9 protein-coding genes and 2 pseudogenes are annotated in these 12,334 nt (G+C 55.6%); all 11 read right to left on the bottom strand.

Translation table 11 applies throughout. The annotated features are described in order from the left end of the window. Positions 1-622: 622 nt before the first annotated feature. On the bottom strand, positions 623-2,083 hold the full coding sequence (gene gabD / locus GZ093_RS12630; RefSeq protein ID WP_296486407.1) for an NADP-dependent succinate-semialdehyde dehydrogenase: 1,461 nt from the start codon (positions 2,081-2,083) through the stop codon (positions 623-625). Between the two features lie 193 nt (positions 2,084-2,276). After that, entirely contained in the window at positions 2,277-2,561 is a 285-nt protein-coding gene (locus GZ093_RS12625) for a cupin domain-containing protein (protein WP_296486489.1), read from the bottom strand. Positions 2,562-2,663: 102 nt separating this feature from the next. Then, positions 2,664-2,828, bottom strand: a pseudogene (locus tag GZ093_RS12620) (4-aminobutyrate--2-oxoglutarate transaminase); the annotation flags it as partial. Positions 2,829-2,896: 68 nt separating this feature from the next. Then, the gene (locus GZ093_RS12615) at positions 2,897-4,597 is read right to left on the bottom strand and encodes an IS1634 family transposase (RefSeq protein ID WP_296486406.1); all 1,701 of its coding nucleotides are present in this window, start codon (positions 4,595-4,597) and stop codon (positions 2,897-2,899) included. Positions 4,598-4,762: 165 nt separating this feature from the next. Beyond that, positions 4,763-5,902 (bottom strand): 4-aminobutyrate--2-oxoglutarate transaminase, encoded by a 1,140-nt coding sequence (gene gabT, locus GZ093_RS12610; RefSeq protein WP_296486405.1) that lies wholly within the window; start codon positions 5,900-5,902, stop codon positions 4,763-4,765. Between the two features lie 81 nt (positions 5,903-5,983). Next, positions 5,984-7,015: an ABC transporter permease gene (locus tag GZ093_RS12605; RefSeq protein ID WP_296486403.1), complete on the bottom strand. Its 1,032-nt coding sequence runs from the start codon at positions 7,013-7,015 to the stop codon at positions 5,984-5,986. A gap of 28 nt (positions 7,016-7,043) precedes the next feature. Continuing rightward, positions 7,044-8,537: a sugar ABC transporter ATP-binding protein gene (locus GZ093_RS12600; RefSeq protein ID WP_296486401.1), complete on the bottom strand. Its 1,494-nt coding sequence runs from the start codon at positions 8,535-8,537 to the stop codon at positions 7,044-7,046. Positions 8,538-8,628: 91 nt separating this feature from the next. Beyond that, the gene (gene torT, locus GZ093_RS12595) at positions 8,629-9,699 is read right to left on the bottom strand and encodes a TMAO reductase system periplasmic protein TorT (protein ID WP_296486399.1); all 1,071 of its coding nucleotides are present in this window, start codon (positions 9,697-9,699) and stop codon (positions 8,629-8,631) included. A 101-nt stretch (positions 9,700-9,800) separates the two neighbouring features. Beyond that, positions 9,801-10,778: a biotin-dependent carboxyltransferase family protein gene (locus GZ093_RS12590; protein ID WP_296486397.1), complete on the bottom strand. Its 978-nt coding sequence runs from the start codon at positions 10,776-10,778 to the stop codon at positions 9,801-9,803. After that, positions 10,768-11,652, bottom strand: a complete 885-nt coding sequence (locus GZ093_RS12585; protein WP_296486395.1) for an allophanate hydrolase subunit 1 — start codon at positions 11,650-11,652, stop codon at positions 10,768-10,770. The genes GZ093_RS12590 and GZ093_RS12585 overlap by 11 nt, the downstream gene beginning before the upstream one ends. A gap of 31 nt (positions 11,653-11,683) precedes the next feature. Next, a pseudogene (locus GZ093_RS12580) lies at positions 11,684-12,238 on the bottom strand (acetyl-CoA carboxylase biotin carboxylase subunit); the annotation flags it as partial. Positions 12,239-12,334 lie beyond the last annotated feature (96 nt).

Genomic DNA, 12,334 nt, shown 5'->3' with positions numbered 1-12,334 from the left:
GACCTGAGGGCAGAGATTGGGGCGTGGGCCCCCGCCTCATACTGTCAAACGCCCAGAAATCGGCGGCGGCCCACGCCCCTATCTCTGCGGGCGACTCTCTGGTTGGCAATTTTTTTTGATGCTCGCGTCGGGCAGGTCTGCAGCGGTTGCTGACATAGGTCTGCCGAAAATGCTCGCTCGTTACCCGACATTCACCCCAGTACCCTGGCCGTCAGCAATGTGGTGTCGATTTCGAGGATCGCTGCACCCGCCAACGACCATCAACCGACCCCGATAATGTTTTTCGATTGCGGTCAATGAACTGGCATGATTTCCAGAAAGCTGACATCGCCAAGTTCGGTATCTTCATTGTGTGACCATCAGCAACGCGGCAAAAATCCCGGAAGTTCAACTGCCAATCTAGTGTGTGATTTGAAGGTCTCGTTAAGCCGGAACCAGCCTGCCAGATCTACCTTTGGAGTGATTGCTCCAGTGGGCCTTGCTCCCGATAAACAAGTGGAGCAACGCACCACGGCGATGTGAGGGCTCAAAGCAAACCCGCTCAGTGACAACTCGGTGTATCAGGGGCAGCGTCGGGCGAATGTTGAAGAACTTCAGAACAAGCTGATTGCCGGCCAGATACTCACTTATCCAAACCACCCATGCATAGATACTTGATCACCAAGTAGTCATCCATCCCGTACTTTGAGCCTTCGCGCCCCAATCCGGATTGTTTGACCCCGCCAAACGGCGCAACTTCGTTGGAAATAATGCCGGTGTTGATACCGACCATGCCGCTCTCCAGACCTTCTGCGACACGCCAGATGCGCCCGATGTCGCGCGAATAAAAATAGCTGGCCAGACCGAACTCGGTATCGTTGGCCATGGCGATCACATCGGCATCGGTCTTGAAGCGAAACAGCGGGGCCAATGGGCCAAAGGTTTCTTCCCGGGCGACCAGCATGTCGGGGCTGGTGTCGGCAATCACGGTCGGCTCGAAAAAGCTGTGTCCCAGCGCATGGCGCTTGCCGCCGGTCAGAAGTCGCCCGCCCTTGGAGAGCGCATCGGCGATGTGCTGTTCCACCTTTTTGATGGCAGCACCGTCAATCAGTGGTCCTTGCGTGACGCCGGCCTCGACGCCGTTGCCGACCTTGAGCTTTTCCACGGCGACGACCAGCTTTTTCGCAAAGGCATCATAGACACCGTCCTGCACATACAGACGATTCGCGCAGACGCAGGTCTGGCCGGCGTTGCGGTATTTGGACATGATGGCGCCTTCCACTGCCGCATCCAGATCGGCATCGTCAAACACGATGAACGGTGCGTTGCCGCCCAGCTCCAGCGACAGCTTCTTGATGGTCTTGGCGCATTGTTGCATCAGCATGCTGCCGATTTCGGTGGAACCGGTGAAAGAAACTTTGCGCACGGTGGGGTTGGAGGTCATCTCGCCGCCGATGGCACTGGCTGATCCGGTCAATACGCTGAAGATGCCTGGCGGCACGCCAGCGCGTTCTGCCAGCACGGCCAGCGCCAGTGCCGAATAGGGCGTAGCCAGCGCTGGCTTCAACACCATCGGGCAACCCGCAGCGAGCGCCGGGCCGGCTTTGCGGGTGATCATCGAAGACGGGAAGTTCCAGGGCGTAATGGCGGCGCAGACGCCGATGGGCTGCTTGATGACGACGATGCGCCGGTCCGTCCAGGGCGAGGCCAGTGTGTCACCGCTGACGCGCTTGGCCTCCTCGGCAAACCATTCAATAAAAGAGGCGGCATAAACGATTTCACCCTTGGCTTCAGCCAGCGGCTTGCCTTGCTCGACCGTCATGATCATGGCCAGATCATCGGCATTGGCCAGCATCAGGTCGTTCCATTTACGGATCACGGCACTGCGCTCTTTGCCGGTTTTTTCGCGCCAACTGCGCCAAGCCTTGTCGGCCGACTTGATGGCGCGGCGGGTTTCGGCCGTGCCCATTTTCGGCACGGTACCGATGGTTTCACCGGTGGCCGGATTAGTGACGGCGCAGGTTTCGCCGCTGTCGGCGTTACACCACTGACCGTTGATATAAGCTTGCTGCCGAAACAGCGAGGGGTCTTTCAGTTGCATCATGATCATTATTCTCTGAGTTAAGGTTGAAATGTTGACGACCGTTGGATCGCTTGCGGGCCAGGCGGGTTAAGAAAGCGGGCTGGTGCATCATCAGGACGTTGTCGTAAGTGGCAGCGAAATTCGTCACACAGGCAGCGTCAGTGAATTGGAGTATTCGGTCAAATGGAAGTATTGGAGTTTTCCAGAATGACGGTCACAGAACTTCAATTTCAACAAAGACCACCTCATGAGAGGATGAGTTGACGACATTGTGTTGAACCCCGACGGTACGCGCGTACGACTGACCGGCCACCAAAGGCGCGATCATTTGTCCCTCTGGCGTTTCAAGCAGAAGTTCACCGTTGGTTTGAGGCACAACGACATAGTTGTGTCCATGAGTATGCCAACCAGTTTCGGCGCCAGGAGCAAATCGCCATTCAGTCACGACGACGTGCTCGTTTGACACCTGCACGGTGGGCACTGCCTGAGGGCGTTCGATCTTGCCTTTTGATAGATTTGAAAGAGTCATGGTGGGGATCACGGGTGGGTGGTGGCAGCCGACGGGACGCCATGTCAGTCACATGCCAGGGGTACAAGAATGTCAACTGGCCTGAATCGCGGCCAGCGATGCCGCCATGATGGCCAGGCCTTCATCGACGATGGCATCACTGACCGTCAGCGGCACCAGAATACGAACCACATTGCCATAAGTGCCGCAAGTCAGCAGGATCAGCCCGCGCCGGGTAGCCTCGGCGGCCAGCCGTTTGGCCTTAAGTTCGACACTTCCTGCACGCAAGTCCTTGATTTCATTAGAAACGGAGTCCAAAGCGCAGACTACAAAACGGGTTTGACCAGGTCCGCGGGTGTGGGTAGTGCCAACTCCAGAGCGGCAAACAGCGACTTCTGAGCGGGCGTCATTTCGGTCAACCCGGTCAGAGTTTTACCGTCCGTTGTTTGCGCGGTCTGCTGGTGAATGCGTTTGAGCTGTTCCAGCAGTGTGCTGGGTGACTCTGATCGATTGGCCGCCTTGAGCCGCATGCGCATCACCCGGTACAGGATCAGCGCCATGAAACACACCAAGGCGTGCGAGCGAATCCGCTGGGGTAACCGGTGGTACACCGGCCCAATCTCGATGTCGGATTTAAGCACCCGAAAGCCGCGCTCAATATCGGCCAGACTCTTGTAGCGCTGCACCACCTCGGTGGCCGGTGTATTCGTATTGGTCACCAGCAGCAACTTGCCGTCGAGCAACTCCAGATAACGCTTCTTGTCCTCGTCAATCGTGTAACTGAACAGCTCTGCCTTCAAGTCCACCTTGATCACATGCGCCATATGGACTTCTTTGACGGCGTGATAAAAACGCGCCTTGGTGCCAGAGTCCGACATCGGTCGCCCTTTGGCGCGTTTGCCAGCATCTTGTCCATCGAGTTTGCCGCTGCACTGCTGACCCATGGCGACCAACTCCGCAATGGTCTTGTCGCGCGCATGGCCGCGCCGCGCGGCCGCCACAGGGTCATGGGCCACCACCAGGCGGTTGTCCTGCCATTTTGTTTCAGCACACCATTCTTGATCGGGTGCTTGTGCCGCACTCAAACGTTTTAAGTCGTCGGCAAAGTCACCATATCGCGCCGCAGGCACTGCCAGGATGTATTCCAGCGCCACATCACGCCCGTCCTTTTTAAGCTTCGCCTGAAGTTTGGCCAATTCCTCGATGTTGCTGACACTGAGCAGTCCCCGGTCCGCCACCAGCACGACGCGCTTGAGCGGGTAGCGCTCAAGCAAACCACGGATCATGGGTAGCAGTGTCTTGGCTTCTGCCGTATTGCCGGGATGCACTTCATGGGCGATGGGCAGACCCTCGAAGGTTTGCACCAAAGACAGCATGAATTGGCGTTCCACCAAACCCGATTTGGCCCTGCCATAGGCTCGAACATCATCTGCCAGGTCAGTCTGACCGGTGACCTCCACGGTGGTGAGGTCATAAAACACCACGGAGAGGTCTTGATCAATCAAGGGGCGCATGAGTGTTGCCAGTCTGACGCCCAGGGTGTCGCTGTATTCGTCGAGCACATCCATGGCCCGCAGCAGGTGTTGGTGCTCCGGCAAGTCTTTCACAACGCCAACCGGCAGGGCTACGGTTTGCAGCCAGCGCAGCACACCGAGCTTGCTGCCTGGATCACACAGGCGATTGAAGACCATGACGCGCAGACACGCCAGCACATCGACCTCAGTCTTAGAGCGGCGCCAAGCACTCGCCAAGCCATCAAACCCAAGAGAGCGCCAGAGTTCAGACAGGGCCCAGACGTCGCCTGCATGGCGACTCTCGGTAAAGCGCAACCCATCAAGGGGAGACGAGACCGGCGTGATGCCACGGGCACGTTGCAGCGAGGCAATCAGGGTGTCGACTTCGCCGCCATCCTCCAGGCGACCCAGGGTGCACACGGTGCGCTGGCGGGGTTTGCCGTCCTCATTGCGGAACGACTCCACCAGTTGCGCATAACGCCGGGCACCTGATTGAGTGACTTTGATGAACATGGCGGCAAGTGTATCGCAAATTAGATCAAAGAAAAACTACTTTTAATGCTAAACGTGCCACTACAAGCTTTTCAAAAAATTTCGGCCGAAAAACTCGCCTAACTCGTTGATTTCATTTGCCCAGGGACCGCCAAGGAACGAAAAATGGGGTGGGAAGTGTCGACTTTAAGTGGCCATGTCAGCATCCGGTTGATGGATATCGCCGCCCTTGCACAACTCGATCGCGACCATGGCACCCAGACCCCGCACATCGGCAATGCAGCGGTGGCTGGCAGCCATTTGTTTCAGGCTGGCGCTCAGGCGCAGGCCCAATTGGCAACTGCGCTCCAGCAGGTTTTCTTGCTTGAACACCTCCAGCACCGCCAAGGCGGCGGCGCACAACATCGGGCTGCCCGCATAAGTGCCGCCCAATCCACCCGGCGCGGGAGCATCCATCACGTCAGCACGACCCACCACCGCCGAGAGCGGGAATCCACCGGCCATCGACTTGGCCAGCGTGATCAAGTCTGGTTCCACGCCACTTTGCTCGATGGCAAACCAGGTGCCAGTGCGACCGGCGCCGGTCTGAATCTCGTCGGCGATCAACAAGATGCCATGCTGATCACACAACGCGCGCAGGCGCTGCAAAAACTCGGGCGGCGCCACATTGAAGCCGCCCTCACCCTGCACCGGCTCCACAATGATGGCGGCCACCCGGCTCGCCTCGACATCGTTCTTGAAGATCGATTCAATCGAGGCGATCGATTCATCGATGCTCACACCATGCAGCGCATTGGGAAACTGAGCATGAAAAATTTCTGCCGGAAACGGACCGAAGCCGGTCTTGTAAGGTGCCACCTTGCCAGTCAGGCCGAGCGTGAGCAGCGTACGCCCGTGGTAGCCGCTGGTAAAGGCAATAACGGCCGCCCGCTTGGTGTAGGCACGGGCAATCTTGATGGCGTTTTCAACCGCTTCGGCGCCGGTGCTCAAAAACATGGTTTTCTTGGCGAAGTCACCGGGCGCCAGCGCGTTGATGCGCTCGGCCAGCTCCACATAGGGCTCATAGGCCAGCACCTGGAAACAGGTGTGGGTGTAGAGGTCCAACTGGGCCTTGACGGCGGCGATCACCGTGGGGTTGCAGTGCCCGGTATTGAGAACGGCAATGCCGCCGGCAAAGTCAATATAGCGTTTGCCTTCCACATCCCAGATTTCGGCGTTTTCACCGCGGGCAATGAACACTTCGTGGCTTTGGCCAACACCGCGTGGAATGGTGGCCCGGCGGCGGGCCATCAAAGCAGCATTATTCAGGTTAGATTCGCGTTGCATATCATTCCAGTGCGTTGGTAGACTCAAAACAATATAAATATGGTGCGCTTTTGCCAGGTTGGCTTACTGGGTTGCGTCGCCCTAAAGCCGGTATAGGCGTTTCTGACGAATACGATCAAAGACGACGGCAATAATCAGCAGCACACCGAGCACGACAATTTGCAGGTACGAGCCAATTTGCGCCAAATTCATTCCGTTTTGCACCAGTCCGATAAATATCGCACCCAACACGACGTTTTCCAGTCGACCAATGCCGCCCCGCAGTGAAACCCCACCGATTACACAGGCGGCAATGGATTCAAGTGCCATCGACCCACCCAGGTTGGCATCCCCGGACGCAGTTCTTGCCGTTAGCAGTAAGCCTGATACGCCGGCGATCAATGCACACAAAACATAAGCGCTGATGAGGACTGGCTTGACTCGAATACCGGACAGCAAAGCTGCTTTTGGATTGCTACCCACGGCATACAGATGTCTGCCCCACGCAGAGTAATTCAGCAGAACAAACATCAACGCCAGAATGAGCAGCATCATCAAGATTGGCACAGGAACTCCAAGCAGCACGCCAAAACCGAAAACATCTCCAAGGGTATCCGGCAGGTTCGAAACAGGAACACCGGCCGTCAAAAACAAAGCGATGCCAAAACCAATGGACTGCATGCCAAGTGTCATGATGAAAGGCGAGACGCCGAACACCGCCACGCCTGCGCCGTTGACAATTCCAATCAACATGGCTGCCCCCAAACCGGCCAGACACCCCAAAGTGATCACCAGCCAGATGGCATCAGGAAAACTGAGGGCCAAAGCGCCCATCGTCAAAGCGGATACGACGGATGAAACGGCAACAATGGTGCCGACTGACAGGTCAAACCCGCCCGAAATCAGCGCCAGCATTTGACCCAGGGAGACCAGTACAAGATACACCGACTGGCGAAACAAATTGATCAAGTTCTCGGGCGTGAGAAAGCGGGACGACATCAGACTGAAGGTGACGACTGCTATCACGAGCAGGAAGGGCATGACACCCCAATGCAAGAATATCTTCATGATCCAGTCACGAGCTGAGGATCTGTGCGCTGGACTCGGATTGTTCTCGGGAACGATTGAACTCATTCTGAATTACCTTAATTGACGTGGCCGGCTAAAAAAAATGCTGCAGCACTGCCGCTTCGGTGAGGCAACTGCGATCGATTTCAGCTGCTATACGACCAGCGCGCATGACGTAGGCGCGGTGCGACAGGTGCAAAATTTCGGGTAAATCAGACGAAATCAGGATCACCGCCGCGCCCTTTTCGCACAACTCTTTGATCAGGTAATAAATTGCGCTGCGCGTACCCACATCGACACCCACCGTCGGTTCATCAAAAATGTACAGTTTGATGGACCGTGTCAAACCCCGGCCGAACAAGACTTTCTGCTGATTTCCGCCGGATAAAAGCGCGGTGGCACGGGGCAAATTTGACGGATGAATGTCTACCCGCCGACCGATGTCGCGAGTTACCGTTCTCTCCGCGGAAAGTGATAAAAACCCGGACCGGAAATGGATCGGTTGCTGCGTCAATGCGTTGAGCGAGATGTTGTCGGCAGTGCTGGCCGACAGCATCAAGCCCTCTTCCCGACGATCCGGTGGAAGATAAAAAACACCGGCGTCGAGCATGCGCCGTGGCGTCGGCTTTTTGATGGTCTGCCCATCCAGTTTGACGACGCCAGACTTCATGGGTTCAATACCAAAAGCCATGCGCAGCAATTCTGATTTCCCGCAGCCGACCAGGCCAGCAACGCCAACGACTTCACCTTCGCGTGCAACGAAGTGGTCTACGTCAATGCCGACACCGCCACGCATTTGCGAAAGTTCCAGAATATTGCGTCCGGGATTTGCCGCAATGGAGGGATAAATTTTCTCGACAGTTCGTCCAGCCATCATTTCAATGAGTTTGGCTTCAGTGGTCGTCGCAGCATCGACGACACCAATGTGTTTCCCGTCACGCAGTACAGTGACGCGATCGGCCAGGCGTTTAATCTCCTGAATTCGATGGGTGATGTAGATGATGCCTACGCCTTGTTGCTTCAAACTTCGCACCGTTGCAAACAACTGCTCACTTTCTCTTTCTGTCAGCGATGCTGTTGGCTCGTCGAGGATCAACACGGACAGCTTTGCGCGCAAAGCCTTGGCGATTTCGACCATCTGCTGCTCTGCGCGCGACAGAGTTGCAACGACTCTATGAGGATCAATGTCAAAATTCAGTCGCTGCAGGAGCGCGCTTGCATGACGCGACATGGCTGACAACTGCAACAGGCCGAAGCGTTGATGAAGTCGTTCTTCCCCCAAACACAAATTTTCTTCAACCGTAAGATGAGGCGCCAAAGAGAACTCTTGGAAAACGGCGCTGATGCCATGTCGCCTGGCATCAGCGACGGAGGAAAATCGAAGTTCCTCGCCGTGCATCCGGATTGTTCCACTGCCTTGCGGCTGCGCTCCGGCAATAATGGAAATCAGGGTGGACTTGCCAGCACCGTTCTCACCAAATATGGCATGAACCTCGCCTGCAAGCAGTTCAAAGTCCACCCCATCCAGCGCGCGCACACCTGGAAACTCCTTCGACAGGCCTTCAATGGTCAATAAAACATCGCTCATCTCACGTTAACCTGCTGTTTGAACAAAGTCATTTTTGATGTCACCAGAAAAGTGAACTCAACAAGCACCTTGCCCATACGGCAGGTTCTCTTTATTTGACTTCAAACAATGGCTTGAATGATGCCGGTGGCAAGACGTCGTCACGGCGAATCTGCTTCAAGTTGGCTTTGTCGATCGTGACAATCTTGGGTCCGACGTGCTTGATCAGGTCCTTACCTTCCAGGGCACGCACCGCTTGATCGATAGCTATGCGCCCTTGAATCACCATCGCGTCAGCGGGAGACGCCATGATCGTGCCCTTTTGAATGCCTGCGTAGACGTCTGGGGTCAAATAAAACGAAATCACTTGCACTTTGTCTTTCAAGTTGCGCGCGCGCACGATACCTTGGCTCACTTCGGCGGTGACTGCTGTGCCTGCGATATAGCGGATGGCGGGGTTCGACTGCAAGGCATCCTCAACCAACTTGGCTTGGACTTCTTTGCCTGTATCACCATATATCGGGGCCATCACTTCCAGGGAGCTCCCCTTGACAGCTTCAGTGAAACCTTTGTTGGCGGCCTCAACCCAACCAGCGCCAGCTGGTCCAGGAAACCACGCGACTACAGCCTTGGCGCCTCCAGCGGGATGTTTTTTGGCCAAATAGGCGCCCGCCTCTTGTCCCATCGTGTAGAAGGAGACGAGCGACTTTGCGGTCAGGTCGGGAGAATTGATGCCGTTGATGACATCTACGGTTGGGATATTTTTGGCTTTGAGTGACTTGACCAAATTGACCAGGCCATCCGCAGAAATACCGCCAATAACCACAGCCTGACCGCCGCCGGCGACGCAATCCTCAATTTGCGAAATTTGCTTGTTCAAGTTGGTATAGCCACCGGCTTCGAGTATCTGAGCCGACACACCAAGACGCTTGGCTTCCTCAACCACACCGTAGTCAACACCCAGCCAGTAGGCATCTTTCATGTGGGGAAATGAAACGCAGAGCTTCCATTTCTTTGATGCCTTCGGCAGTGGGCTGTAGTCGATAGGTTTTTTCACACCTGTGTCAGAGAACGCGGGCTCCGTCTGCTCCGCCGCATAGGGGTACCAATTCGCCGCTTGGGCCGCGAAGGAGGCAGTCAACAAGACACCGGCGAGCAGGGTGGGTGCGGATATTTTTTTCATGAAGGCTCCAGTAAACAAAAGTCAAGGTTGAAAAAACTTCGCACCAGCGCGAAGGTGAGGAAGACAAGTAAAGGCATTACTTGCCGGAATATGTAAAAAACCTAATCCAATAGGGCCCGTCGCAAATCAGCTAGGCGTTGATTGCGTTTGGCGCGCGCACTCAAGGCCTGTGCCATGTCAACCGCGACAAATTGAGTCTGGAAATTTGGCTGCAACTGCGCTACAACATCCATGTCCGCGCTGATGACCGTGCCAATCATGGCGTAGCCACCGCCGGACACGGCATCGCGATGCAAAACGATGGGCTCCAGACCGCCAGGTACTTGAATCGAACCAATGGGATAACCCGCATCGACGATGTTGGATGGGTCAGAACCAGCCCCAAAGGGGCGTTCGCGGGGTTCAAATTCCAGCGGTCGGCCATGCTTGAATCGATAGCCGATGCGGTCCGCTTCGGGGCCCACTCGCCATGTATCTTCAAAAAAAGACTTTCCAGAGGCCTGAGTCAACCAATGAAAATACAAGCCGGGAAGAACGCGAACCTGCACCTGCTTGGGCAAGGCTTGCTTCAAATGATCTGGCAGCTTTTTGCCTGTGTGCAATGGCCCCTGAAAAGCCCCCACGGGCAACACATCACCGGCTTGGAGTTTTCTTCCACAAAAACCACCGATGGCCCCCAAGGTGTACGTTGAGCGACTGCCCAATACCTCCGGCACATCAATGCCACCCGCTACGGCGAGGTATGCGCGCACGCCGTCTTTCAGAAAATCAAAACTAAGGACACTGCCCGCCTTGACAGCGACGGCCTGGTTGCCGGGCATGGAGACGCCGTCAAGCCTGGCTGGCAAGTTCGCACCAGTCAGTGCGATGGCGGCATCGTGCATGAACTCCAGCTTGGGGCCGAGCATCGTGATCTCGAGTGTGGCGGCATCTTCCGGATTGCCGACCAGGAGATTGGCAGCACGGAACGAGTACTGATCAAGCGCGCCTGAAAGCGGAATGCCCAAGTGGTAATAGCCAATTCGACCGGCATCCTGTACGGTGGTTGCAAGTCCAGGTTGTAGTACCTTAATTGCCATACAAAGTCTCCGTCAATTGTTGGTTGTAAGCGCTCGGATCTTTAACAAAGTCCTGCAGTGAAAACTTCACCTCACGGATGCGCAAGTCGAAGCTTCCGTCCTGCACTTTTGCCAATGCAGCGTCGTACTCAGACCGGTTTATGGGCTTGAATTTGACAATGTCTCCAGGGCGGAAAAACACCATGAAGTCTTTGACATACGGCAGGCTTTGCTGCGGATCAAAAATTGGCGCCGGGGTGATGCCAAACATTTGATAGCCCCCCGCACCGCGCACAGAATAGATACAGCCAAAGCAGCCGCCGTGCCCAATCGTGAGTTTGGGTGTATCGGTGCGTGGTCTGAGATATTTTGGGACCTGAATCTGCTTGGCACGTTCAACCATCTGAAACATGAATGGCAGCCCCGCTACAAAGCCAACCATGGAGACAAACCAGGGCGATGCCGCATGCGCCGCGATGAACGCGTCTACATTCGTGTAGCCATTGACGCGTGCTCCATATTCGAGGTCGGTTGAAGTGGGGTCCTGATGCCTTTCACGAAAACGCTGTTGCGTTTCGTTGGTCCAGGGGTCGTTGTAAAAGACGGGAATCTCGATGATGCGTGTATTGAGTTCCAGCGCGCCGTCGCCCAACTCGATTTCAATTGATTTCAAAATCTCCATCAACCTGTCCGGCGCAATCAGATCGGGGTCAAAACGGACCTGATAGGAAGCATTGGCCGGACAAATTTCAGTCACGCCGGCAATCTTTCGCTGCGCAATGGCATTAGTTATTGACATGCCTTTGAAGAACGCTTCCAGCGACATCTCGTGGTTGAGTTCCACGAAGATGTGTTCGTCGCCGCCAAATGAATATCGTGCAGGAGGGAGTGACATTGATGTTCCTTAGGTAAAGGCTCGAAGTTGGTTAAACAGTCAATCCAGCTGTCAGCTCGGACGTCAGTGCCAGGGCTTTTTCGGCCGCACGCTGGGCCATCCACTGCTCAAGGTAGCCGGTGTGAAATTGCCCATTTTGGACAGCCGGATCTGCCAGCAATTGCTGGTGGAGTGCAATGGTGTTGTAGACACCTTCAATGCTTGTTTCAGCCAGGGCTCGTTGCATGCGTTGCAGGGCGGCAGGCCTGTCCTCGTCCCATACGGCTAGTTTTGCCAACAGAGAATCGTAAAACGGCGGGATTGTGTATCCGGCGTACACATGGGTGTCTACCCGTACACCTGGTCCACCTGGCCAGCGCAGCGCGCTCAGCTTTCCCGGGCTGGGCATGAAGTTGCGCTCTGGATCTTCCGCGTTCAGGCGGCATTCGATCGCAGCCCCTTTGAGGACGATCTGTTCCTGTTTGAACCTGAGCGGCTCTCCCATCGCAATTCGCAGCATTTCACGCACCAAATCAACGCCTGTCACCAATTCGCTGACCGGATGTTCAACTTGAATGCGGGTATTCATTTCAATAAAGAAGAACTCACGTAAGCGGGTGGCGAAGTCACCTTGCGGAGATCGGCAATTCTTAGGAGCATCGTGTCCACTTCAACTCAGGTGGACACATGGACACTCCAGAAA

The organism is Rhodoferax sp. (assembly GCF_010365055.1).
Classification (GTDB): Bacteria; Pseudomonadota; Gammaproteobacteria; order Burkholderiales; family Burkholderiaceae_C; genus Rhodoferax.
This window is presented reverse-complemented; position numbering and strand designations above follow the sequence as displayed.